Source organism: Ottowia pentelensis (genome assembly GCF_964341695.1).
Genome location: NZ_OZ224513.1, coordinates 1,948,513 through 1,970,720, shown reverse-complemented (window position 1 = coordinate 1,970,720; position 22,208 = coordinate 1,948,513). Strand labels below are relative to the sequence as shown.

Below are 22,208 nucleotides of genomic sequence, written 5' to 3'. Positions count from 1 at the left end.
TGGTCGGTGAGCGTCCAGTCCTCCCATCTTGAAAGCGTGCTCGTGGCATAGGAGTCTCGTGTCCACCTCAACTCTTGGTGGACTCGTGAACACTATCCCCGATCAACAAGCCGGTCCGCGTCGTCGGCGTCGGCTGCACAGCGATGAGTTCAAAGCTGATGCGGTAGCGGCCTGCGCGCAGCCGGGCATGTCGATGGCCGCGGTGGCGATGGCCCACGGCATCAACGCCAACCTGCTTCGGCGCTGGGTGCACGAAGCAGAGATGCGGCCGAGCCGCGACATCGTGCGGGCAGACGCCGGCAACGCAGCCAAGGCGCAAGAGTCCAAGACGGTCTTCGTCCCTGTCAGCCTGCCGGCGCCGACGCCACCGGCCCTGGACATCCGCGTCGAACTGCGGCGCGGGCCGACGACGGTCACGGTGTCCTGGCCGGCAGGTGCCGCAGCCGAGTGCGCAGCCTGGATGCGCGAGTTGCTGCAATGATCCGCATTGACGCGATGTGGCTGGCCGCCGAGCCGATCGACATGCGCGCCGGAGCCGAACGCCTGCTGGCACGCGTGGTGCAGGTCTTCGGCGCGGCGCAGGCGCACCACGGCTACCTGTTCGCCAACGCCCGCGGCACGCGCATCAAGCTGCTCGTGCACGACGGCTTCGGCGTGTGGTGCGCGGCGCGTCGGCTCAACGCCGGGCGTTTCGTCTGGCCTGGAGCGACGAACGTGACGTCCTCGCTGTCGCTCACACCGGCGCAGTTCGACGCCCTGGTGCTGGGCCTGCCATGGCAGCGTCTTGCCGAGCTCAGTGTCATCACACGGGCCTGACAGGTCGGCGCCAGCGTCCCCTGGCGAGCGTTGACAGTGGATGTGCCGATGTTTGCATCGGCACGCTCGGGCACCATACGCTCTATGCTTGGCGCGGCCGATCTTCTTGCAACGAATCCTTCTGGGCTGTCGGCCGAGGCGGCCGCGCTGATTGCCCAGTTGCGCCAGCGCCTGCAGGACCAGGAGCAGCAGTTGGCCGAGCGTGACGCGCTGCTGCAGCGCAAGGACCGCGAGATCGCACTGCGCGAGGCCAAGATCGAGAAGATCACCTTCGAGCTGGCCAGGCTCAAGCGCTGGAAGTTCGGCGCCAAGTCCGAGGCCATGAACGCCGAGCAGCGTCGCCTGTTCGAGGAGACGCTGGCCGAGGACGAGGCTGGCCTGCGCGAGCAGCTCGAGCGGCTTCGGCGTGAGGCGGCCGCTGCTGCTGCCGCTGCCTCGGGCATGACAACCAAGGCGCCCTCGCGCAGGCCACGCCGCAACCCGTTCCCCGAGCACCTGCGCCGTGTGGAACACCGTCACGAGCCTGAACACACCGACTGCCAGGAGCCCGGTTGCGGACGTCCCATGACGCGCATCGGCGAGGAGATCAGCGAGCGGCTGGACATCGTGCCGGCCGAGTTTTTCGTGCACCGCCACATCTACGGCAAGTGGGCCTGCCGCTGCTGCCAAGTGCTGCGCCAGGCGCCCAGCGTCGCACAGGTCATCGAAGGCGGCATCGCCGCCAGTGGCTTGGTCGCGCACACGCTGATCAGCCGCTTCGTGGACCACATGCCGTACTACCGGCAAGAGACGGTCAACGCCCGCAGCGGCGTGCACACGCCGCGCTCCACGCTGGCGTCCATCGCCGGCCAGGCGGGGGCTGCGCTGGAGCCGCTGCACGATGCACTCAGGCGCTTCATCCTCAGCTGCGCAGTGCTGCACGCCGACGAGACCCCGGTGGCCTTGCTGGACCCGGGCGCGGGCAAGACGCGAAGAGCCTACGTCTGGGCCTACGCCAGAAGCTGGCACGACGCGGTGCCCGGTGTGATCTACGAGTTCTGCGCGGGACGCGGAGCGCAGTACCCGCTGGCATTCCTGGAAAGACACGGCGAGCGATGGTCGGGCACGTTGCTGACCGACCGCTACAGCGCTTACGAGACCGTGGTCGATCCGCGGCTGTACCCGGACCGCCGGGGCGCCGCCTGCGTCGCGCACGCGCGCCGCAACTTCGAGGAGCTGACGCAGGGCGGCACCAGCGTGGTGGGCCTGGAGGCGGTGCGCCGCTTCGCGCGAATCTACGGAATAGAGGCCGAGCTTAAGGACCTCAGCGACGATGAGCGCCGCGCACATCGCCAGCGGTTGGCCAAACCTTTGTGGCAGGAGCTGCAGCATTGGTTGCAGCTGGAGCGCCGGCTGGTGGCCGACGGTGGCCCGACGGCCAGGGCCATCGACTACGCACTGGTGCACTGGGCCGCGCTGACGCGTCACCTGGACGACGGCGCGGTCGCCATCGACAACAACCACCTGGAGCGCCAGATCAAGCCGTGGGCCATGGGGCGCCGGGCATGGATGTTCGTGGGCAGCGAGCTGGCCGGCCAGCGGGCCGCCATCGTGATGAGCCTGGTGCAGTCGGCGCGCATGAACGGGCACGATCCCTGGGCCTATCTGCGCGACGTGCTGCAGCGCCTGCCCACGCAGCCGAACAGCCGGATCGAGGACTTGCTGCCGCATCGCTGGCAGCCACTGGCCGATACAGTGAACGGATGAAGAACATCGAGACGCTCATCGCTGACGGCGCGGCGACATCACCATCGGCATGATCGCAGGCGTGGAGTGCAGCGCCACGGCAGCCGATGGTCACAACGCGCTGGCCATGCTCGTGCGGCGCGAGGGCGAAACCATCAGCGCCTTGCTGCGCCGTCTGGACAAAGCCGTCGGCAGGTACTACCTCACCGACGAGCCAACTGACGAGATCAACCCGCACTGACGGCTCCGTCAGCTGGGTCAAGGTGGTCCGACTGGACGTTCACTGTGGTCGAACAAAAGGGCAACACACATTCAGATCACTTCGCCGCCGTTAGGACTGATCACCTGGCCGGTAATGTAATCGGCCTCGTCGGAGGCCAGGAAGGCGACCAGCCAGGCGACTTCCTCGGGCTCGCCCCGCCGCTGCAGCGGCACGTTGGCCTGCAGGTCTCGGCGGTATACCTCGGAGTGGGCGAAAGCGCCCAAGATCGGCGTGCGCACCCGCCCAGGTGCCACTGCGTTCACCTGGATATTCCACTCGGCAAACTCCTTGGCCCAAGCCTTGGTCAGGCCGATGAGGGCGGCCTTCGCACCGGCGTAATGCGAACTGCGCTTGCGCCCCGACATCCCCAGGATGGACGAAGTGTTGATGATCTTGCCCCGGCGCCGCGCCTTCATGCCGGGCAGCACCGCGCGGGTACAGTACCAGGAACCCATTACATGTACCTGAAACATGCGAGTGAGGTCGGCGTCGGAAATGGCGTCGAACGCCTGTTGGCGGCCGGAGATGCCGGCGTTGTTCACCAGGATGTCGATTTCGCCGACCTGCTGGCGCACCGCGTCGATGGCCTCGGTGATGGCACCCGCATCGCCCACGTCCCCGACGCAGGGCACGGCGCGACCGCCGGCACCTACGATCTGTGCCACGGTCTCGTCGGCCGCCGTCGGGTCAAAGTCATTGACAATCAGCACCGCGCCGCGCTCGGCGAGCACCAAGGCATCAGAGCGGCCGATGCCGGAACCGGCGCCGGTCACCAACGCCACGCGTCCTTCCAGGGATTTCATGCGCACCTCCCTCACAAAACCTGCTGCGTGCGCAGCGCCTCGACTTGCGCCGCGTCCAGCGCCAGGCGCTCGTGCAGGATGGCCTCTGTGTCCGCCCCCAGGCGGGCGCTGGGCTGATAGGAAACTGCGGCATCCTCCCCGCCAAAACGCAGCGGCGTACTAGGCACCACGATACGGCCGTACTCGGGATGGTCGATCCACCGCAGCGAGCCGCGTGCATGCAGGTGCGGATCGTTCACTACCTCTTCCAACGTGCGCACCGGCGCACAGGGCACGCGGTTCTGGATCAGGCGCTCGAACAGTTCCGCCTTGTTGTAGCCGCGAGTAATCTGACCCAGCATGCCGTCCAACAGATCCATGTGGCTGCAACGTTCCTTCACCGTGGCAAAGCGTGGATCCTGCGCCAGGTGCTGGCACTGCAGCGCCTCCACCAGGCTGCGCCAATGCTGCTCGTTGTTGGTGATGATGGCGATGTAGCCATCGGACGTGGGGTATACGTTGTATGGACACAGCGACATGCCCGTGTGGCGGTTGCCAGTGCGAGGCGCCTCGCCCGAGCCGTAGAACAGCCCCAGGCTCGAGGCCAGCGTGGGATACACCGCCTCCATCATGGAGACCTCAATGGTACGGGCGTTGCCGGTGCGCTCGCGCTCATACAACGCCGTGGCTATCGCGCCGTACAGGTGGATGCCGGCCATGAAATCGGCGATGGCCGGGCCCGACTTCACAGGCGGCGCGTCGGTATAGCCAGTGGTGTCGATTACGCCGGTCATGGCTTGCACCGTCAGATCCATCGCCGGGTAGTCGCGGTAGGGGCCGGTCTTGCCGTAGCCGGAGCCGGCCGCGTAGATCAGTTTTGGATTGGCCTGACGCAGCACGCCCTCGCCCAAGCCCAGCCGGTCCATGACGCCCGGCGCAAAGTTTTCCACCAGCACGTCCGCCTGCTTCACCAACTCCAGCAGCAGCTCGCGCCCCTGCGGGGACTTGAGGTTCAGGGTCATGGTGCGCTTGTTGGCATTGAGCATGGCGAACGGCATTGCGGCGCCACTGGCGCCCGAGCGCTTACGCAAATGCTCACCGCCGGGCGGCTCGATCTTGATGACCTCGGCTCCGCCTTGCGCCAAGAGAAAGGTGGCGTAAGGGCCGTTGTAAATCTGCGTCAGGTCCAGGACGGTGACGCCGGAAAAAGGGTAGGACATGGGTGAGCTCCTGTTCGTTTCCATTTTACCTGCAAATTCCATTTTTTTTAAATTTTGAATAAATTTGGAACTCACTCGACAGTTGGCATCTGCATTCGAATCGCTGCGAGCCCGCTGCGCTACACCCCATCTCAATTGTTCGTCCCGCGGCTCGGGACGTTGAGTGACCCCATTAGGAACACCCTCAATTGAGTTCCATTTGACAGAACCAGGTCCGATAAATACACTGCATGAGCATTCACCATTTTTGCCAAGCAACCGCGGCCAACCGTAAGGAGACGACCTGTGTTCAATCATTCCCTGTCCCGACGCACAGTCCTGGGCGCTTCCCTCATGACACTCGTCTGGGGCGCTGCTGCCCAACCGGACGGGTGGCCCAACCGGCCGATCCGCCTTGTAGTTCCGGGCTCTCCAGGCTCCGGCATGGATATATACGCCCGCATGATCGGCGTTCCATTGCAGGCAGCCTTGAAGCAACCGGTGGTGATCGACAACAAGGCGGGTGCCAACAGCATTATCGGTAACGATGCTGTCGCCAAGGCTGCACCCGACGGCTACACGTTCCTCCTTACGCCCTCTTCGGCGATCGCGATCAACCCGCTCGTCCAAGCCAAGATGCCCTACGACACCGAGAAGGACTTGTTGCCGGTGGCGCAGGTCGGTGCGGCCGGAATCCTGCTGATCGCTAACCCAAAATCGGGCTTCAAGAATCTGCAGGACATGATTGGCTATGCCAAGGCCAACCCGGGCAAGTTGGCCTACGGCAGTTGGGGCAACGGCTCCAGCGGCCACTTGGCCATGGAGGGCATCAAGGCACACTACGGCTTGGACATGCCACACGTTCCGTACAAGGGAACGGCCACAGAAGTTCAGGATCTTCTGGCGGGCAACATCATGGTCGGCTTCACGGATATCGCGTCGCCCATTCCGCACGTGCGCGCCGGCAAGCTGGTTGCCATTGGCGCTACCGGCTCAGCCCGTGGCCCCGCTCTTCCGGAGGTGCCCACCGTAAAGGAGCAGGGCTACAACTTCGACGCCGATGGCTGGTACGGCGTATTCGCCCCGGCTGGCACCCCGATGGGTATCGTGCATCGCATGAACGAGGAAATCAATAAGATCCTCGCCACGGAGGACATGCGGCAGAAATTCGCTACGCAGAACATGCTCAAACCGCCCATCAAGACAGCCGAAGAGTTCGCCACCACGGTCAAATCAGACATCGCATTGTGGCAGCACATGGCCAAGGGCGTGAAGCTGCAGCTCTACTGAAGCGAAGAACGCGTATCCCACAGCGGACTTGCAGCAGTCCGCTGATCGGCGCTCCCGGGGCAGCGCGATGGGACACGACAGGTCGCCGCGCTTCCATCACCCAAAGGCCGTTTCACCGCATCGCCAAGGGCACATATGTCAATGCTGTTTTCGCCGTTCCAGATGCGTTCGCTCAGTTTCCGTAACCGCATCGCGGTCTCGCCCATGTGCACGTACTCGAGTACAGAGGGCATGCCAAACAACTGGCACCTTGTGCACCTCGGCAGTCGTGCCATGGGCGGAGCTGGCATCGTTATGACCGAAGCGTGCGCGGTCTCACGCGAAGGTCGCATCAGCCCGATGGACCTCGGCATTTGGACGGATGAACATTCTCAAGCCTTCCGGCCCATCGTAGAGTTCATACGACAAGCCGGCGCCGTTCCAGCAATTCAGCTCGCGCATGCGGGCCGTAAGGCAGCCACCGCAGTTCCTTGGCAGGGACATAAGCCAATCTATGACCAACCTCAAGGGTGGACACCGCTTGGGCCGAGTCCGGTTTCGTACGCCAACAACTATCCGCCGCCGCTCGAAATGGGTACAGCCGACTTGAAAAAGGTGGTGGACGATTTTGCCGCGGCCGCACGGCGCGCCACTGCCGCCGGATTCGAGTTGATCGAGTGCCACATGGGACATGGATACTTGTTGCACTCCTTCCTCTCGCCGATCTCCAACCAAAGGCGCGACGACTACGGCGGCACCCTGGAGAATCGAGCACGTCTGCCCTTGCATGTGGCGACAGCCGTGCGTGAGTCGCTACCGAAGCAATTTCCGCTGTTCGTGCGAATTTCCTGCACAGACTGGGTGGCGGGTGGCTGGGATCTCGCACAGTCCATTCAACTCGCAAAGTGGATGAAAGACATCGGCGTAGATCTGATCGACTGCTCCAGCGGCGCCGTGACGGCCGATTCGCCCATTCCTGCGGCCCCAGGCTTCCAAGTGCCCTTCGCCACCGCCATACGTGAGCAGGCCGGTATCGCCACCGGCGCCGTGGGACAGATCACCGAACCTGTGCAGGCCGAACAGATCGTCGGCACCGGGCTTGCGGATCTGGTCTTTCTCGGCCGCGGCTTTCTGGATGATCCATACTGGGCACTGCACGCAGCTCGCAAGCTCAAAGCGAATTCAGATTGGCCGATCCAGTATGCACGTGCCGTTGGCGCCAGCCGTGCACGAGCAAATGCATCTCGGTGAGAGTCCCTTGATTGTCGGCGCCGATTGAATTCTGACCACCTGTGCCGATTGAATTTTGACCAGGGGGTTGAGGCCGAGCTTGGCGTGCTCGGCTGTGGATAAGTGTATGTCCTGTCTGGTTGGTTGGTTGGTCTGCTGACGGATGCGCGTGCAAAGGCGCGCAGGGCGTAGCCCGAAGCGGCTTTGCACGCGCGGCACTCGTTCATTGACCTGGTTCGGCGGCGGCCCCTTGAGGCTTTCTGCGCGCCTGCTCACGCCGGCTGATCTGACTCCTGGCCGTGGCACTCGAATGCCGGAAGCGATGACTCTCGTTGCCCGTCTCCACGATGTGGCAGTGATGCGTGAGCCGATCCAAGAGCGCCGTCGTCAGCTTGGCATCGCCAAACACCGCGCTCCACTCGGCGAAGTCCAGGTTGGTGGTGATCATCACGCTGGTGTGCTCGTACAGCCGGCTGAGCAAGTGAAACAGCAAGGCGCCGCCCGCCTGGCTGAAGGGCAAGTAGCCCAACTCATCGAGGATCACCAGGTCCATGCGCAACAGGCTGGCTGCGATGCGTCCGGCCTTGCCCTGGGCCTTCTCCTGCTCCAGCGCGTTGACCAGATCCACCGTGGAATGAAACCGCACGCGCTTGCCATGCTCGGTAATGCCCGCGATCCCCAGCGCGGTGGCCAGATGCGTTTTGCCGGTACCCGGCCCGCCCACCAGCACCACGTTGTGCGTCGCGCTGGTGAACTCCAAGCTTGCCAGCCGGCCGATCAGGGCCTCATCGACCGGCGAAGCCTCGAAGTCAAAGCCAGCCAGGTCGCGGTGCATCGGGAACCGGGCGGCACTCATCTGGTGACGGATCGAGCGCATGGCCCGATCCGTGGCTTCGGCCTGCAGCAGATGTTCCAGCAGCCAGTGGGTGCCGGCCATCTCCTGGCTGCCCTGCTCGGTCAACTCGGCCCAGGCTGTGGCCATGCCGTGCAGGCGCAGACCCTTGAGTTCGACGCCAATGTCGCGCGCCGTCGTCATAGCAGTGGCGGCGCTCATGACAGCTCCCCCGTCAGGCTGAAGGCGCGCAGGCGGTCATAGCGCGCGGTGTCGGCCAGCGGCGTCACGCTCGTGCGCAGCGCGGTGCTTGCCTGCTGCGGCGCCGCTGGCGCCGCCAGGCGAGCCAGCACGTTGACCACGTGCTCGACGCTCACGCGCCCGGATGGCGGCGCGCCTTCGAGCGCCAGCTCCACCGCCACCAGAACCGCCTCCAAGCCGACGCCGGGCACCAGCGCCAGCACCTGGGCCATCACGCGGTCACCACCAGGCTCGCGCAACAGGCCTCGCCTGAGCCGTTGCAATGGCTCGGGCAGGTCACGGAATGGGGCGCCGTTTCTGAGCGCTCCGGGCTTGCGCTGCAGCAGCGGCAGGTAGTGCTGCCAGTCGTAGTGTGTCTGGCCTTCGCCCGCCAGTCGCTCGTGCTCGGCCACGATGGCGTCGCCCGCAGCGATCACCACCCGATTCGGGTACAGCCGCGTGCTGACCATCTGTCCGGCCAGCTCGCAGGGAACCGAGTAGCGGTTGCGCGCCACGGCGACCAGGCAGGTGCTGGACACGCGAGCGAGCTTCTCGACGTAGCCATCGAAGGGCGCAGGCATGGGCATCAGGTGAGAGCGCTCGTGCTCCAGCATCTCGGCGATGCTGAACTGCCGATGCTCGGGGTGGCGCTCTTGCGCCCACAGCGCCCGGCATCGCTCGGCCAGCCAGACGTTGAGTTCCAGGAAACTGCCAAAGCGCCGCTGACCGGCCTCTACCCAAATGCGACGGCGACTGTCCTGCACGTTCTTCTCCACCACGCCTTTCTCCCAGCCGGAGGCCACGTTGCAGAAGTCGGCATCGAACAGGTAGTGGCTGCACATCACCGCAAAGCGAGCGTTGACGGTGCGGCCCTTGCCTTTGTGCACCTTGTCGACAGCGGTGCGCATGTTGTCGTAGAGTGAACGTCCAGTCGGACCACCTTGACCCAGCTGACGGAGCCGTCAGTGCGGGTTGATCTCGTCAGTTGGCTCGTCGGTGAGGTAGTACCTGCCGACGGCTTTGTCCAGACGGCGCAGCAAGGCGCTGATGGTTTCGCCCTCGCGCCGCACGAGCATGGCCAGCGCGTTGTGACCATCGGCTGCCGTGGCGCTGCACTCCACGCCTGCGATCATGCCGATGGTGATGTCGCCGCGCCGTCAGCGATGAGCGTCTCGATGTTCTTCATCCGTTCACTGTATCGGCCAGTGGCTGCCAGCGATGCGGCAGCAAGTCCTCGATCCGGCTGTTCGGCTGCGTGGGCAGGCGCTGCAGCACGTCGCGCAGATAGGCCCAGGGATCGTGCCCGTTCATGCGCGCCGACTGCACCAGGCTCATCACGATGGCGGCCCGCTGGCCGGCCAGCTCGCTGCCCACGAACATCCATGCCCGGCGCCCCATGGCCCACGGCTTGATCTGGCGCTCCAGGTGGTTGTTGTCGATGGCGACCGCGCCGTCGTCCAGGTGACGCGTCAGCGCGGCCCAGTGCACCAGTGCGTAGTCGATGGCCCTGGCCGTCGGGCCACCGTCGGCCACCAGCCGGCGCTCCAGCTGCAACCAATGCTGCAGCTCCTGCCACAAAGGTTTGGCCAACCGCTGGCGATGTGCGCGGCGCTCATCGTCGCTGAGGTCCTTAAGCTCGGCCTCTATTCCGTAGATTCGCGCGAAGCGGCGCACCGCCTCCAGGCCCACCACGCTGGTGCCGCCCTGCGTCAGCTCCTCGAAGTTGCGGCGCGCGTGCGCGACGCAGGCGGCGCCCCGGCGGTCCGGGTACAGCCGCGGATCGACCACGGTCTCGTAAGCGCTGTAGCGGTCGGTCAGCAACGTGCCCGACCATCGCTCGCCGTGTCTTTCCAGGAATGCCAGCGGGTACTGCGCTCCGCGTCCCGCGCAGAACTCGTAGATCACACCGGGCACCGCGTCGTGCCAGCTTCTGGCGTAGGCCCAGACGTAGGCTCTTCGCGTCTTGCCCGCGCCCGGGTCCAGCAAGGCCACCGGGGTCTCGTCGGCGTGCAGCACTGCGCAGCTGAGGATGAAGCGCCTGAGTGCATCGTGCAGCGGCTCCAGCGCAGCCCCCGCCTGGCCGGCGATGGACGCCAGCGTGGAGCGCGGCGTGTGCACGCCGCTGCGGGCGTTGACCGTCTCTTGCCGGTAGTACGGCATGTGGTCCACGAAGCGGCTGATCAGCGTGTGCGCGACCAAGCCACTGGCGGCGATGCCGCCTTCGATGACCTGTGCGACGCTGGGCGCCTGGCGCAGCACTTGGCAGCAGCGGCAGGCCCACTTGCCGTAGATGTGGCGGTGCACGAAAAACTCGGCCGGCACGATGTCCAGCCGCTCGCTGATCTCCTCGCCGATGCGCGTCATGGGACGTCCGCAACCGGGCTCCTGGCAGTCGGTGTGTTCAGGCTCGTGACGGTGTTCCACACGGCGCAGGTGCTCGGGGAACGGGTTGCGGCGTGGCCTGCGCGAGGGCGCCTTGGTTGTCATGCCCGAGGCAGCGGCAGCAGCAGCGGCCGCCTCACGCCGAAGCCGCTCGAGCTGCTCGCGCAGGCCAGCCTCGTCCTCGGCCAGCGTCTCCTCGAACAGGCGACGCTGCTCGGCGTTCATGGCCTCGGACTTGGCGCCGAACTTCCAGCGCTTGAGCCTGGCCAGCTCGAAGGTGATCTTCTCGATCTTGGCCTCGCGCAGTGCGATCTCGCGGTCCTTGCGCTGCAGCAGCGCGTCACGCTCGGCCAACTGCTGCTCCTGGTCCTGCAGGCGCTGGCGCAACTGGGCAATCAGCGCGGCCGCCTCGGCCGACAGCCCAGAAGGATTCGTTGCAAGAAGATCGGCCGCGCCAAGCATAGAGCGTATGGTGCCCGAGCGTGCCGATGCAAACATCGGCACATCCACTGTCAACGCTCGCCAGGGGACGCTGGCGCCGACCTGTCAGGCCCGTGTGATGACACTGAGCTCGGCAAGACGCTGCCATGGCAGGCCCAGCACCAGGGCGTCGAACTGCGCCGGTGTGAGCGACAGCGAGGACGTCACGTTCGTCGCTCCAGGCCAGACGAAACGCCCGGCGTTGAGCCGACGCGCCGCGCACCACACGCCGAAGCCGTCGTGCACGAGCAGCTTGATGCGCGTGCCGCGGGCGTTGGCGAACAGGTAGCCGTGGTGCGCCTGCGCCGCGCCGAAGACCTGCACCACGCGTGCCAGCAGGCGTTCGGCTCCGGCGCGCATGTCGATCGGCTCGGCGGCCAGCCACATCGCGTCAATGCGGATCATTGCAGCAACTCGCGCATCCAGGCTGCGCACTCGGCTGCGGCACCTGCCGGCCAGGACACCGTGACCGTCGTCGGCCCGCGCCGCAGTTCGACGCGGATGTCCAGGGCCGGTGGCGTCGGCGCCGGCAGGCTGACAGGGACGAAGACCGTCTTGGACTCTTGCGCCTTGGCTGCGTTGCCGGCGTCTGCCCGCACGATGTCGCGGCTCGGCCGCATCTCTGCTTCGTGCACCCAGCGCCGAAGCAGGTTGGCGTTGATGCCGTGGGCCATCGCCACCGCGGCCATCGACATGCCCGGCTGCGCGCAGGCCGCTACCGCATCAGCTTTGAACTCATCGCTGTGCAGCCGACGCCGACGACGCGGACCGGCTTGTTGATCGGGGATAGTGTTCACGAGTCCACCAAGAGTTGAGGTGGACACGAGACTCCTATGCCACGAGCACGCTTTCAAGATGGGAGGACTGGACGCTCACGTCGTAGATGCCGCGACGCGGAATGCCGCCCAGCGCCTCGAAGGCGCGCGTGTGGGCATCAAAGAGCATTTCGTGACCCTGGCCGGGATAGGCCACCAGCCAGAAGGCTCGACTCGCGCACAGCTTCAGGTGCGCTACCTGCAGGCGCCGGTAGATGCCGCCCACGACCAGACCCTCTTCACTCCAGTCGAACTGGAAGGCTTCGCCCAGCTCAAACGCCAGCGGCACGAAGGCGCGCGGCGCACCCGTTTCACCGCCACCTTGGCGCCAGGCGCGAATGAAGTCGGTGACGCGCGAGTAGCTGCCCTTGTAGCCCGCTGCCTTGATCTGCGCGTGCAAGGCCCGGCCACTGCGCCGCTCATGCTTGGGGCGCCTGGCATCGGCGCGCAGTGCCTGGATCAGCGCTTCGTGCCAGGCGGTGAGTTTGCCGGGCCTGGCGTCGCGCCGATACCTGGGCTGGCTGCCCTCGGGCGCCTTGACCCATTTCTTGACCGTGTTGCGCGACAGGCCCGTGCGCCGCGCAATCTCACTGAACGACAGACGGTCACGAAAGTGCAGCCGCCTGATCTTGCCCATCATGTCCATGGTGATCACTCCTGAATTCCCCGCTGCTTAAATGTTCAGCAGGTCAGTTGAGCACCCTGGTCAAATTTACTTCGGCACTTCGCCTCTCAGATGGTCAAAATTCGGTCGGCGGCAACAGGAGCTTGCCAAATCCCCGTCCCGGTGGCTACACCGTGGCTACACGACCCGAAAAAAGAAAAACCCCGCTACCTTTTGAGTAGCGGGGTTTCCTTGCGGTATTTGGCTCCCCGACCTGGGCTCGAACCAGGGACCTACGGATTAACAGTCCGGCGCTCTACCGACTGAGCTATCGGGGAACAAGCCTCAAATTATAGCTTGGATTTTTGGGCTTTCCGGCCAACCTCAGGCTAATTTTGCGGTGCCGCCATCATTGACCGCGTCCACCCGATCGAACACCGCCATGCTTTCCACGTGCGCCGTGTGCGGGAACATGTTGACCACGCCGGCCGCGCTGCAGCGGTAGCCGGCCTGGTGCACCAGCAGGCCGGCGTCGCGCGCCAGGGTGGCCGGGTTGCAGCTGACGTAGACGATGCGTCGGGGCGGCTGCCAGCCGGCCGCGCCCGCCGGCAGGGGCTCGGCCCCTTCGGCGCCGGTGCGCGCCTGGTGGATGGCGGCCAGGGCCTTGGCCAGCGCAAAGGCGCCTTCGCGCGGCGGATCGACCAGCCAGCGGTCGGCCGTGCCGTCGCGCACCAGCTGCTCGGGGCTCATCTCGAACAGGTCGCGCACCACGAACTCGGTGGGCGCAAAACGCTGGCCGTCGCGCGCCGCCGCCTGGTTGGCCTGCAGGTTTTGCCGCGCGCGCGCCACCAGGGCGGCGCTGCCCTCCACGCCCAGCACCTGGCCGGCCTGGGTGGCCAGCGGCAGGCTGAAGTTGCCCAGGCCGCAGAACCAGTCGATCACGCGTTCGCCGCGCTGCACCTGCAGCAGGCGCAGCGCGCGCGCCACCAGCACGCGGTTGATGTGCGGGTTGACCTGGGTAAAGTCGGTGGGCCGAAACGGCAGACCGACGCCGAACTCGGACAAGGCGTAGGCCAGCGGCGCGGCGCCTTCGGGGTCGAGCAAGTGCGCGGTGTCGGGCCCCTTGGGCTGCAGCCACCATTGCACACCGTGTTCGGCGGCAAAGGTGCGCAGCTTGTGCTGATCACCCGCGCTCAGCGGCTGCAGGTGGCGCAGCACCAGCGCGATCACCTCGTCGCCGCAGGCCAGCTCGATCTGCGGGCAGGTGTCGCGCGCATCCATGCCGGCAATGAGCGCGCGCAGCGGCAGCAGCAGTGCGCTGACCGCGGGCGGCAGCACGTGGCATTCGCGCATGTCGGCCACGTAGCGGCTCTTGCGCTCGTGAAAGCCGATCAGCACCTCGCTCTTTTTCAGCACGTGGCGCACCGACAGGCGCGCGCGCCAGCGATAGCCCCAGGCCGGCCCTTCGATCGGGCGCAGGATCAGTTCGGGCCTGACCTTGCCCAGGTGCCACAGCTGGTCTTCGAGCGCACGCTGCTTGATGGCGACCTGCGCACTGGCGTCCAGGTGCTGCATCTTGCAGCCGCCGCAGGCGCCCGCGTGCAGGCCGAAGTGCGGGCAGCGCGGCGCCACGCGCAGGCTGCTGGCGCGGTGCACGGCGGTGAGCGTGGCCGCCTCCCAGTTGTTCTTCTTGCGGTGCACCTGGGCGCTCACCCATTCGCCGGGCAAGGCACCGTCGACGAACACCACCTTGCCGTCGGCGCGGTGGGCGATGCCCTGGGCGTCCAGGTCCATCGATTCGATGCGCAGCGCGTCCGCCGGCACGTCGGGGCGGGTGGCTTGGTCTTCGGGGTTCATGGTCAAATCGGGCTGTGGCGCTTGTCCATCAAGCGCGACAAGCTATCAATTCAGTAGTTTTTCGTGGATGGCAGAAATGACAACGGGCGCCCACGCGAGCGCCCGTTGCCTGCGGCCGGCCGCGGCTCAGCGCGGCGGCAGATAGCGCGCCGGGTCCACCGGCTTGCCGGAGCGGCGGATCTCGAAGTGCAGCTTGACGCGGTCCGAATCGGTGGAGCCCATCTCGGCGATCTCCTGGCCCTTCTTGACGTTCTGGTCTTCCTTGACCAGCAGCTTCTGGTTGTGGGCGTAGGCCGTCAGGAAGGTGTTGTTGTGCTTGATGATGACCAGGTTGCCGTAGCCGCGCAGGCCGGCGCCGGCGTAGACCACGCGGCCGTCGGCGGCGGCCAGCACCGGCTCGCCGGCCTTGCCGCCGATGCCCAGGCCCTTGTTCTTGTCCTCGTCGAAGCGGGCGATCACCGGTCCCTTGGCCGGCCAGATGAACTTGATGCTGTCGGCGCCCGCCGAGGGCGGCGGAGGTGGCGGCGCCGGCGGCGTTGGCGCCGCTGCCACGGTGGGGGCCGGTTCCGCCGCCGGTGCAGGCGCCGGAGCGGCCGGCGGGGGCACGCCGGGCGTGGTCTGGGTGGCCACGGGGACGGGCGCCGTCTTGCCGGCGGCCGGCGCGTGCGCTGGCGCGCGGGCGCTCTCGACCGGTGCCGGCACCGCTGGCGGCGGCAGCGAGCCCACCGGCGGCACCACGCGCAGCACCTGGCCGACTTCGATCGCGTTGGGGTTCTCCAGCTTGTTCCAGCCGACGATTTCGCGCCAGGGCTGGCCGACCTCGGTGGCGATCTTCATGATGGTGTCGCCCGTTCGCACCGTGTAGTAGCCGGGCTTGCCGGCGTTTTCGGCGCCGGGCAGCGTGGCAGCGTCCACGGCCGCCGTGCCGACGTTGCGGTCCTCGACCGGCGCGCGGTTCATCGACATCGACGAACACCCCGCCAGCAGCGTGGCCGCCAGCACCACAGCCCACCACGCCTTGCGACCTGACACCTGCATATATCTTGTCCTTGACCCTAGGAAACGCCCGATTTTAGAGGCACGAAGTGAACGCCCTCCAACACCGTCTGCCGAATCGCCTGGCGCGTCTTGTCGATCACCACCAGCGCCTGGGCGCCGCCGGCCTGCACCGTGGGCGCCACGATGCGGCCACCATACGCCAGTTGCTCGATCCAGGCCTCGGGCACCTGCTCGCCGCCGGCGGCCGAGACGATGCCGGCATACGGCGCGCCGCTGGCAAAGCCCTGCATGCCGTCGCCCACGATCAGGTGCACGTTGGGCACGCGCAGGGGGCGCAGGTTGGCGCGCGCCTTCTCGTGCAGCTCGCGCAGGCGCTCGACGCTGTAGACCTCGCTGGCCAGCTGCGCCAGCACCAGCGCCTGATAGCCGCAGCCGGTACCGATGTCCAGCACGCGCCCGGGCCGGCCGTCGGCGCCACGGGCCACGCCCTGCATCAGCAGCTCGACCATGCGCGCCACCACGCTGGGCTTGGAGATGGTCTGCCCCAGCCCGATGGGCAGGGCCGTGTCCTCGTAGGCCTGGGCCACCAGCGCGTGGTCGACGAAGCGGTGGCGGTCGACCGCGCCCATGGCGCGCAGCACCTCCGGGTCGCGGATGCCGCCGGCCGCCAGCGCCTGCACCATGCGCCCGCGCGCCGGGATCGCATCGCGCGCGGCGCCGGGCAGCGCGGCGGGGGCCGGCGCGCGGGCCGCCGCGGCCGTCGGCGCCGCGCTGGGCGCGGGCCGCTTGGCTGGCGCCGGGCGCGAGCCCAGGTCGATGCGCGCGGGAAAGCCCGGCCGCTCGGGTGGCCGCGCCATCAGGGCTTCTCCCCGGCCATCATGTGGCCCAGGCCCTGCGCCCAATAGGCCAGCGCCGCGTGGTCGGTCAAGTCCACCGACAGCGGCGTGAGCGACAAATGGCCTTGCGCGGTGGCATGAAAGTCGGTGCCCTCGCTGGCGTCCAGCGCGCCGCCGGCGCCACCGATCCAGTACATGGTCTCGCCGTAGGGGCTGGTCATGGTGATGGCGTTTTGCGCCGCGTGGCGCCGGCCCAGGCGGCAGACCTTGGGCGGCTTCAGCTCGGCCAGCGGCAGGTTGGGGATGTTGACGTTGAGCAGCCAGGGCTGCTCGCGCGACAGCGACTGCGCGCCGATGCGTCGCACCAGGTCGCCCGCGGCCTGCGCCGCCGCGTCGATGTGCGCCCAGCCCTTTTCGACCTGCGAGAAGGCCATGGCCGGGATGCCGAACAGATAGCCCTCCATGGCCGCGCCCACGGTGCCCGAGTAGATGGTGTCGTCGCCCATGTTGGCGCCGTTGTTGATGCCCGACACCACCAGGTCGGGGCGGTACTGCAGCAGCCCGGTCAGCGCGATGTGCACGCAGTCGGCCGGCGTGCCGTTGACGTAGCGAAAGCCGTTGGGCGCGCGGTGCACGTACAGCGGCGCGTGCAGCGTCAGCGCGTTGGACTTGGCGCTGTTGTTCTGCTCGGGGGCGATCACCTCGACCTCGGCGAACGCCGCCAGCGCGGCGTGCAGCGCCACGATGCCCGGCGCCTGGTAGCCGTCGTCATTGCAAAGCAGAATCTTCATGGTCGAGAGCGGGTGAATGCAACCGATTGTAGGGGTGCGCCGCATTCGAGTGGCCGGTCACGCGCGCGACCGGCACGGCGCGCGCGGCGCTTCTATCATCGGGCCGACGGAGGGCTTGGTCTTGAGCCCGCCACCGATCACAAGGAGAACCGAACATGCATGCCTGGCTGTGCGAAGACCCCGTGGGCGTGGACGCCCTGACGTGGAAGGAGCTGCCCACCCCCGCCCCGGCCAAGGGCCAGGTGCTGATCCGCATCCAGGCGGCCAGCCTGAACTTTCCCGACCTGCTGATCGTGCAGAACAAGTACCAGTTCAAGCCCGAGCTGCCCTTCGTGCCCGGCTCCGAATACGCCGGCGTGATCGAGGCCGTGGGCGAAGGCGTGACCGAGCTGAAGGTCGGCCAGATGGTGGCCTGCCTGTCGGGCACCGGCGGCTTTGCCACCCACACCCTGGCGCCGGCCAAGCTGTGCATGCCGCTGCCGCCGGGCTTTCCGCCGGTCGACGCCGCCGCCTTCATCATGATCTATGCCACCAGCCACCATGCGCTGCTGGACCGCGGGCAGCTGAAGGCCGGCGAGACCGTGCTGGTGCTGGGCGCCGCCGGCGGCGTGGGCATGTCGGCGATCCAGATCGCCAAGATCGCCGGCGCGCGGGTGATCGCCGCCGCCTCGACCGACGACAAGTGCGCCTTCTGCCAGCAGCTGGGCGCCGACGAGACCATCAACTACAGCACGCAGGACCTGCGCGAGCGCCTGAAGGCGCTGACCGAGGGCAAGGGCCCCGACGTCATCTACGACCCGGTGGGCGGCGCCTTCACCGAGGCGGCCTTCCGCTCCATTGGCTGGCGCGGGCGCCACCTGGTGGTGGGCTTTGCCGCGGGCGAGATCCCCTCCATCAAGATCAACCTGGCGCTCATCAAGGGCGCCAGCATCGTCGGCGTGTTTTGGGGCGACTTCGCGCGCCGCGAGCCGGCCGCCAACGCCGCCATGATGCAGGAGCTGGTCGGCTGGTACGCGCAGGGCAAGATCAAGCCGCAGATCGACCGCCAGATGCCCATGGGCGAGCTGAAGGCGGCCTACGCGCGCATGAACAGCCGCCAGGTGCGCGGCAAGCTGGTGCTGGTCAACGACTGACGCGACGCGCTCCGGCGCCCCAGGCGGACGCGCGCTGATCGACACCCGGCCCGGCCCATGAGCTTTCAGGTCACGCAGGAGCCCACCCCCGGCGGCGACCCGATCGCCGCCGACCTGGCCCTGCTGCAGCACGCCGGCGTGCCCCGCGCCCGCCTGTGGGAAGGCCCCGTGTCCCTGGTCGTGCCGCGCAGCTACCGGCGGCACGCCAGCTTCGAGCCGGTGGCGGCGCAGTTTGCCGCGCGCGGCTGCCCGGTGTACGAGCGCCCCTCGGGCGGCGGCCTGGTGCCGCAAGGCCCTGGCATCCTCAACCTGAGCCTGGTCTACACCCTGCCCGGCGGCCCCGGCACGTGGATGGAGCGGGTTTACCTGCACCTGTGCGCGCTGCTGCAAGACGCGCTGCAGGCGCTGGGCGTGGCAAGCCATTGGCAGGCCGTCAGCGGCTCGTTTTGCGACGGCCGCTTCAACCTGGCCTGCGGCAGCGGCGCGCAGGCGCGCAAGATCGCCGGCACCGCGCAGTACTGGCGCCCCCTGCCCCGCCACCCCGCGGGCCCCACCACCCACGCCGTGCTGGCCCACGCCGTGCTGCTGGTCGAGCCCGACCTGGCCGCTGCGCACGCCTGGGCCAACGCCTTCGAGCAGGCCCTGGGCAGCGAGCGCCGCTACGACCCCGCCAAGACCGTCAGCCTGGCCCAGGTGCTGGGGCCGCGGGCGCCGGACGGCCTGATGCCGCGCGTGCGCCACCTGCTGTCGGCAGCCCTGGAGCACGCCGGACTGCCCGGGGCGGCCAATGCTTCCAGTCAATCCTGAATTGATAGCTTTTCGCGCTTGATCGGCGGGCGCTGCGACCTTATTTTGTTCATAGAACAAAATTCAGGATACCAAACGGCGGCAGCCGTCCACAATCGCCCCATGCACCCGAACCCCAAGGCCCACGCGCCCCGCTACTGGCTGATGAAGTCCGAGCCCGACGAGTGCAGCATCGACGACGCCCTGGCCGCCCCCGGCCAGACCGTGCCCTGGACGGGCGTGCGCAACTACCAAGCGCGCAACTTCATGCGCGACGCCATGCAGGTGGGCGACGGCGTGCTGTTCTACCACTCCAGCTGCCCCGAGCCCGGCATCGCCGGCATCGCGCGCGTGGCCTCGGGCGTGCGACCAGACTCCACCCAGTTCGACCCCGCATCGCCCTACTTCGACGCCAAGTCCAGCCCCGGCAAGCCGCGCTGGCTGCTGCTGGACGTGCAGGCGCTGCGCAAGACACGGCTGCTCACGCTGGCCGAACTGCGCCAGCACCCCCATCTGGCGGCGATGCGGGTGCTGCAGCGCGGCAATCGCCTGTCGATCACGCCGGTGGAGCCGGGCGAATGGGCGGTGATTGGCGCCTTGCTGCAGGCGCAGTCGTAGCGGCGTCAGCATCGGGCAAGCAGGCGCCCGGTCGCCCGCCGCATCGGTTCGACCCGAATGCGATCGCACGCGCACGCATCGAACCTGAAGGCCGGGCGCTGACGGGTGGCTTGATCGCGCCGACGGCCGCAAGTCAGCCGTTTCATTCAAGTCAAGGCGTCGTCCGGACTCCAGAATCGCTTTCCTCGAACCCGTCGGGTTCACTTGTCCAGGAAAGGAACCATCATGTCCCCCGTCTCTGCCTTCAACTGCCTTTGCGCCGACCGCCCCGGCGCCGGCTGCGCCTGCGGCTGCCAGCACAGCCCTGCCGTGTCACCGCCGGCCGCGCCCGTCGCCTGCGCTTGCGCTTGCGCCGGCCGCTGCGGCTGCGATGCGAGCGAGTCCGGCTGCCTGTGCGCCGCGCCGCCAGCGGCCCACTGAATTCACGAGGTCCGCCATGGCAACGCAACGCGCCTGGACCACCATCCTCACCCTCGCCGGGGGCCTGCTTTTGGGCCTGTGCCTGCCCTCCACCGCGCTGGCATCGGGCATGGGGATGATCCGCCTGGTGCAGGACGGCGGCGGGACGACCACCGTCTTCTACCCCAGTGCGGCCAGCGAGGCGCCCGTTTCGCAAGGCCCGTTCCGGCTGTCCTGGGCGGATGACGGCGCGCCACAGCCCGGCAACGGCAGGCTGATCGTCATCTCGCACGGCTCGGGCGGCTCGCCCTGGGTGCACGCCGATCTCGCCCGCACCCTGGTGCAGCGGGGCTTCGTGGTCGCGCTGCCCCAGCATGCAGGCGACAACTTCATCGACCCGTCCGAGCCGGGCCCGGCCAGCTGGAAGCGGCGCCCGCTCGAAGTCGGCCAGGCGATCGACCGGGTGGCGCTCGACCCTCGGCTGTCGCCGCTGCTGCGCCTGGATGCCGTCGGCGTGTTCGGCGGCTCGGCCGGTGGCCACACCGCGCTGTCGCTGGCAGGCGGCGAATGGTCGCCGGCGCGCTTTCGCGACCACTGCCTGCAGCACATCGCCGAGGACTTTTCATCCTGCGTCGGGTTCGCGATGCGGTTGCGCGGCGACGGGCTCGACCGCCTGAAAATCGCCCTCGCCAAGCTGATCATCCGCTGGCGCTTCGACGACGACACGCCGCAGCGCCACACCGACCCGCGCGTTCAAGCCGTGGTGGCCATGGTGCCCTTCGCGGCGGACTTTGCGCCGGCGTCGCTGGAAAACCCCGTGGTGCCGCTTGGCCTGATCGTCGCCGAGCAGGACGTCAATCAGCTGCCGGCCTTTCACGTCAAGGCCGTGCAGGCCGCTTGCGCGCCCCGTTGCCGGGTGCTGGCCGACCTGGCCGATGGCGGTCACGGGGCGATGCTGTCGCCGCTGCCGCCGTTCGAGCCCGGGAGCATCGCCGATCGGCTTCTGAGCGATCCGCCGGGTTTCGACCGCGAGACGCTCATCCCGGCGCTGCATGAAACGGTCGCCGACTTCTTTGTCCAGAAACTGCTCGGACCGTGACCGCCGGGCGCCATGGAACCTTCACCGGGAGCCCGGCGACCCTCACGGCGCCAGGCGATACACCGCCACCTTCAGCGCCCTGCCCTCGTCCACGTCCGCGAAGGCCGCGGGATTGGCCAGGCGCTCGACGAACGCCAACCCCGGCGCCTGCTCGTGCATGTGATGGTGCAAGAAATCCATGCCCAGCTCGGGCGCGTTCAGGCACAGCAGGGCGTGGCCGCCGGGCGCCAGCAGCGCGGGCAGGCGGCGCATCAGGCGCGGGTAGTCCTTGGTGGCGACGAAACTGCCCTTCTGGTGGCTGGGCGGGTCGGCAACGATCAGGTCCCAGGGGCCGTGGCGCGCGATCTTGCCCCAGGACGTGAAGATGTCGTGCGGCCAGAACTGGGCGCCGCCGGCCAAGCCGTTCAGCTGGTGGTTGTGCTGGCCGGTGGCCAGGGCGGCGCGCGCCATGTCGATGTTGCCCACCTGCGCCGCCCCGCCCTGCAGCGCGGCGACGGAGAAGGCGCCCGTGTAGGCAAAGAGGTTGAGCACGCGCGCGCCGCGGCCGTGCCGGGCGCCGAAATCGGCCGCCCAGGCGCGCACCCAGCGGCGGCCGGCCGCCATGTCCAGAAACAGGCCGTGGTTTTGCCCGCGCAGAACCTGCACCCGATAGCGCGCGCCGGCTTCGGTGACGATGTGTGGGTCGGGCACGCTGCCGGCCATCGGGCGCGTGTCGGCGCGGCCGGCGCCGCGCTGCTGAAAGACCCAGTTCAGCGGCTGGCCGGGCGCGATCTGCTGCCAGCGCGCCTGCAGCGCGGCGCCGACGGCGGCCAGTTGCGCCTCGCTGGCGGGCGCGAAGCTGGTGAGCAGCAGGACGGGCGGATAGGCGTCCAGCGTCCAGTGCTCGCAGCCGGGGTACAGGCCGCCGCGGCCGTGGAAAATGCGCTCGGCATCGGTCGGCAGCGGCATGGCGGCTATGGCGTCGAGCAGGGCTTGCATGGTGGCGCGATGCTGAGTTTTGAACGTTTTTGGCCTGCAGCCCTTGTGGATCGAGCGCAAGAAGCTATGATTTTCG

General features: G+C 67.8%; 22 protein-coding genes, 1 tRNA gene and 2 pseudogenes. 10 read left to right on the top strand and 15 right to left on the bottom strand.

What is annotated here, in order from left to right; genetic code table 11:
* The first annotated feature begins 85 nt into the window (after positions 1–85).
* From tnpA (ACWHMB_RS09575) to ACWHMB_RS09560, 4 genes are all read left to right on the top strand, one after another.
* Complete coding sequence (gene tnpA, locus ACWHMB_RS09575) at positions 86–481, top strand: IS66-like element accessory protein TnpA (protein ID WP_377516450.1); 396 nt, start codon at positions 86–88, stop codon at positions 479–481.
* Positions 478–816: an IS66 family insertion sequence element accessory protein TnpB gene (tnpB, locus tag ACWHMB_RS09570; RefSeq protein WP_377485453.1), complete on the top strand. Its 339-nt coding sequence runs from the start codon at positions 478–480 to the stop codon at positions 814–816. Before tnpA (ACWHMB_RS09575) ends, tnpB (ACWHMB_RS09570) begins: the two co-directional genes overlap by 4 nt.
* Before the next feature lie 84 nt (positions 817–900).
* Positions 901–2,562, top strand: a complete 1,662-nt coding sequence (gene tnpC, locus ACWHMB_RS09565) for an IS66 family transposase (RefSeq protein ID WP_377485456.1) — start codon at positions 901–903, stop codon at positions 2,560–2,562.
* Positions 2,563–2,611: 49 nt separating this feature from the next.
* The gene (locus tag ACWHMB_RS09560; RefSeq protein WP_377516451.1) at positions 2,612–2,782 is read left to right on the top strand and encodes a hypothetical protein; all 171 of its coding nucleotides are present in this window, start codon (positions 2,612–2,614) and stop codon (positions 2,780–2,782) included.
* Positions 2,783–2,853: 71 nt separating this feature from the next.
* Here the strand turns inward: ACWHMB_RS09560 and ACWHMB_RS09555 are convergent, their stop codons facing one another.
* Together ACWHMB_RS09555 and ACWHMB_RS09550 are read right to left on the bottom strand one after the other, a co-directional pair.
* Positions 2,854–3,606 (bottom strand): SDR family NAD(P)-dependent oxidoreductase, encoded by a 753-nt coding sequence (locus ACWHMB_RS09555; RefSeq protein ID WP_377484831.1) that lies wholly within the window; start codon positions 3,604–3,606, stop codon positions 2,854–2,856.
* Positions 3,607–3,617: 11 nt separating this feature from the next.
* Complete coding sequence (locus tag ACWHMB_RS09550) at positions 3,618–4,805, bottom strand: CaiB/BaiF CoA transferase family protein (protein WP_377484833.1); 1,188 nt, start codon at positions 4,803–4,805, stop codon at positions 3,618–3,620.
* Positions 4,806–5,228: 423 nt separating this feature from the next.
* Here ACWHMB_RS09550 and ACWHMB_RS09545 point away from each other — a divergent pair, with 423 nt between their 5' ends.
* Both ACWHMB_RS09545 and ACWHMB_RS09540 read left to right on the top strand, forming a co-directional pair.
* A complete protein-coding gene (locus ACWHMB_RS09545) occupies positions 5,229–6,074 on the top strand; it encodes a Bug family tripartite tricarboxylate transporter substrate binding protein (RefSeq protein ID WP_377614793.1) in 846 nt (281 codons plus the stop codon).
* A gap of 141 nt (positions 6,075–6,215) precedes the next feature.
* Positions 6,216–7,304, top strand: a complete 1,089-nt coding sequence (locus ACWHMB_RS09540; RefSeq protein WP_377484837.1) for an NADH:flavin oxidoreductase/NADH oxidase — start codon at positions 6,216–6,218, stop codon at positions 7,302–7,304.
* A gap of 202 nt (positions 7,305–7,506) precedes the next feature.
* Here ACWHMB_RS09540 and istB read toward each other — a convergent pair whose 3' ends face one another.
* From istB to surE, 12 genes and pseudogenes are all read right to left on the bottom strand, one after another.
* Entirely contained in the window at positions 7,507–8,337 is an 831-nt protein-coding gene (gene istB, locus ACWHMB_RS09535) for an IS21-like element helper ATPase IstB (protein WP_377485458.1), read from the bottom strand.
* Positions 8,334–9,281 (bottom strand): annotated as a pseudogene (locus ACWHMB_RS09530) (Mu transposase domain-containing protein); the annotation flags it as partial. The pseudogene ACWHMB_RS09530 and the gene istB, both read right to left, overlap by 4 nt.
* Positions 9,282–9,317: 36 nt before the next feature.
* Positions 9,318–9,488 carry a hypothetical protein gene (locus ACWHMB_RS09525; RefSeq protein ID WP_377516451.1) on the bottom strand — a complete coding sequence of 57 codons (171 nt, stop codon included), beginning with the start codon at positions 9,486–9,488 and terminating at the stop codon, positions 9,318–9,320.
* Between the two features lie 49 nt (positions 9,489–9,537).
* Entirely contained in the window at positions 9,538–11,199 is a 1,662-nt protein-coding gene (tnpC, locus tag ACWHMB_RS09520; protein WP_377485456.1) for an IS66 family transposase, read from the bottom strand.
* Between the two features lie 84 nt (positions 11,200–11,283).
* Positions 11,284–11,622: an IS66 family insertion sequence element accessory protein TnpB gene (gene tnpB / locus ACWHMB_RS09515; RefSeq protein ID WP_377485453.1), complete on the bottom strand. Its 339-nt coding sequence runs from the start codon at positions 11,620–11,622 to the stop codon at positions 11,284–11,286.
* Positions 11,619–12,014 (bottom strand): IS66-like element accessory protein TnpA, encoded by a 396-nt coding sequence (tnpA, locus tag ACWHMB_RS09510; protein ID WP_377516450.1) that lies wholly within the window; start codon positions 12,012–12,014, stop codon positions 11,619–11,621. The genes tnpB (ACWHMB_RS09515) and tnpA (ACWHMB_RS09510) overlap by 4 nt, the downstream gene beginning before the upstream one ends.
* A gap of 79 nt (positions 12,015–12,093) precedes the next feature.
* Positions 12,094–12,678: pseudogene (gene istA / locus ACWHMB_RS09505) on the bottom strand (IS21 family transposase); the annotation flags it as partial.
* Between the two features lie 220 nt (positions 12,679–12,898).
* A tRNA-Asn gene (locus tag ACWHMB_RS09500) sits at positions 12,899–12,974 on the bottom strand.
* 46 nt (positions 12,975–13,020) lie between these two features.
* The gene (rlmD, locus tag ACWHMB_RS09495) at positions 13,021–14,493 is read right to left on the bottom strand and encodes a 23S rRNA (uracil(1939)-C(5))-methyltransferase RlmD (protein WP_377482042.1); all 1,473 of its coding nucleotides are present in this window, start codon (positions 14,491–14,493) and stop codon (positions 13,021–13,023) included.
* A gap of 126 nt (positions 14,494–14,619) precedes the next feature.
* The gene (locus tag ACWHMB_RS09490) at positions 14,620–15,531 is read right to left on the bottom strand and encodes a peptidoglycan DD-metalloendopeptidase family protein (RefSeq protein WP_377482039.1); all 912 of its coding nucleotides are present in this window, start codon (positions 15,529–15,531) and stop codon (positions 14,620–14,622) included.
* Between the two features lie 17 nt (positions 15,532–15,548).
* The gene (locus ACWHMB_RS09485; protein ID WP_377482036.1) at positions 15,549–16,349 is read right to left on the bottom strand and encodes a protein-L-isoaspartate(D-aspartate) O-methyltransferase; all 801 of its coding nucleotides are present in this window, start codon (positions 16,347–16,349) and stop codon (positions 15,549–15,551) included.
* A complete protein-coding gene (gene surE / locus ACWHMB_RS09480) occupies positions 16,349–17,119 on the bottom strand; it encodes a 5'/3'-nucleotidase SurE (protein ID WP_377482033.1) in 771 nt (256 codons plus the stop codon). The genes ACWHMB_RS09485 and surE overlap by 1 nt, the downstream gene beginning before the upstream one ends.
* A gap of 155 nt (positions 17,120–17,274) precedes the next feature.
* Between surE and ACWHMB_RS09475 the strand changes: the two genes are divergently transcribed.
* From ACWHMB_RS09475 to ACWHMB_RS09460, 4 genes are all read left to right on the top strand, one after another.
* On the top strand, positions 17,275–18,252 hold the full coding sequence (locus tag ACWHMB_RS09475; RefSeq protein WP_377482030.1) for an NADPH:quinone oxidoreductase family protein: 978 nt from the start codon (positions 17,275–17,277) through the stop codon (positions 18,250–18,252).
* A gap of 57 nt (positions 18,253–18,309) precedes the next feature.
* Positions 18,310–19,059 (top strand): lipoyl protein ligase domain-containing protein, encoded by a 750-nt coding sequence (locus ACWHMB_RS09470; protein ID WP_293221798.1) that lies wholly within the window; start codon positions 18,310–18,312, stop codon positions 19,057–19,059.
* Between the two features lie 102 nt (positions 19,060–19,161).
* Positions 19,162–19,656, top strand: coding sequence for an EVE domain-containing protein (locus ACWHMB_RS09465; protein ID WP_293221800.1), 495 nt, complete (start codon positions 19,162–19,164; stop codon positions 19,654–19,656).
* 436 nt (positions 19,657–20,092) lie between these two features.
* Positions 20,093–21,154, top strand: coding sequence for an alpha/beta hydrolase family protein (locus ACWHMB_RS09460; RefSeq protein WP_377482027.1), 1,062 nt, complete (start codon positions 20,093–20,095; stop codon positions 21,152–21,154).
* A gap of 42 nt (positions 21,155–21,196) precedes the next feature.
* Here ACWHMB_RS09460 and ACWHMB_RS09455 read toward each other — a convergent pair whose 3' ends face one another.
* Entirely contained in the window at positions 21,197–22,132 is a 936-nt protein-coding gene (locus tag ACWHMB_RS09455) for a class I SAM-dependent methyltransferase (RefSeq protein ID WP_293221805.1), read from the bottom strand.
* Positions 22,133–22,208 lie beyond the last annotated feature (76 nt).

Coding starts and splice junctions, on each gene's coding strand:
- ACWHMB_RS09490 (WP_377482039.1), bottom strand. CDS start 15,531: ATGCAGGTGTCAGGTCGCAAGGCGTGGTGGGCTGTGGTGCTGGCGGCC.
- rlmD (WP_377482042.1), bottom strand. CDS start 14,493: ATGAACCCCGAAGACCAAGCCACCCGCCCCGACGTGCCGGCGGACGCG.
- ACWHMB_RS09470 (WP_293221798.1), top strand. CDS start 18,310: ATGAGCTTTCAGGTCACGCAGGAGCCCACCCCCGGCGGCGACCCGATC.
- tnpC (WP_377485456.1), top strand. CDS start 901: ATGCTTGGCGCGGCCGATCTTCTTGCAACGAATCCTTCTGGGCTGTCG.
- surE (WP_377482033.1), bottom strand. CDS start 17,119: ATGAAGATTCTGCTTTGCAATGACGACGGCTACCAGGCGCCGGGCATC.
- ACWHMB_RS09525 (WP_377516451.1), bottom strand. CDS start 9,488: ATGATCGCAGGCGTGGAGTGCAGCGCCACGGCAGCCGATGGTCACAAC.
- tnpB (WP_377485453.1), top strand. CDS start 478: ATGATCCGCATTGACGCGATGTGGCTGGCCGCCGAGCCGATCGACATG.
- ACWHMB_RS09455 (WP_293221805.1), bottom strand. CDS start 22,132: ATGCAAGCCCTGCTCGACGCCATAGCCGCCATGCCGCTGCCGACCGAT.
- ACWHMB_RS09555 (WP_377484831.1), bottom strand. CDS start 3,606: ATGAAATCCCTGGAAGGACGCGTGGCGTTGGTGACCGGCGCCGGTTCC.
- ACWHMB_RS09485 (WP_377482036.1), bottom strand. CDS start 16,349: ATGGCGCGGCCACCCGAGCGGCCGGGCTTTCCCGCGCGCATCGACCTG.
- ACWHMB_RS09460 (WP_377482027.1), top strand. CDS start 20,093: ATGGCAACGCAACGCGCCTGGACCACCATCCTCACCCTCGCCGGGGGC.
- istB (WP_377485458.1), bottom strand. CDS start 8,337: ATGAGCGCCGCCACTGCTATGACGACGGCGCGCGACATTGGCGTCGAA.
- tnpB (WP_377485453.1), bottom strand. CDS start 11,622: ATGATCCGCATTGACGCGATGTGGCTGGCCGCCGAGCCGATCGACATG.
- ACWHMB_RS09475 (WP_377482030.1), top strand. CDS start 17,275: ATGCATGCCTGGCTGTGCGAAGACCCCGTGGGCGTGGACGCCCTGACG.
- ACWHMB_RS09550 (WP_377484833.1), bottom strand. CDS start 4,805: ATGTCCTACCCTTTTTCCGGCGTCACCGTCCTGGACCTGACGCAGATT.
- ACWHMB_RS09545 (WP_377614793.1), top strand. CDS start 5,229: ATGGATATATACGCCCGCATGATCGGCGTTCCATTGCAGGCAGCCTTG.
- ACWHMB_RS09465 (WP_293221800.1), top strand. CDS start 19,162: ATGCACCCGAACCCCAAGGCCCACGCGCCCCGCTACTGGCTGATGAAG.
- ACWHMB_RS09560 (WP_377516451.1), top strand. CDS start 2,612: ATGATCGCAGGCGTGGAGTGCAGCGCCACGGCAGCCGATGGTCACAAC.
- tnpC (WP_377485456.1), bottom strand. CDS start 11,199: ATGCTTGGCGCGGCCGATCTTCTTGCAACGAATCCTTCTGGGCTGTCG.
- ACWHMB_RS09540 (WP_377484837.1), top strand. CDS start 6,216: ATGCTGTTTTCGCCGTTCCAGATGCGTTCGCTCAGTTTCCGTAACCGC.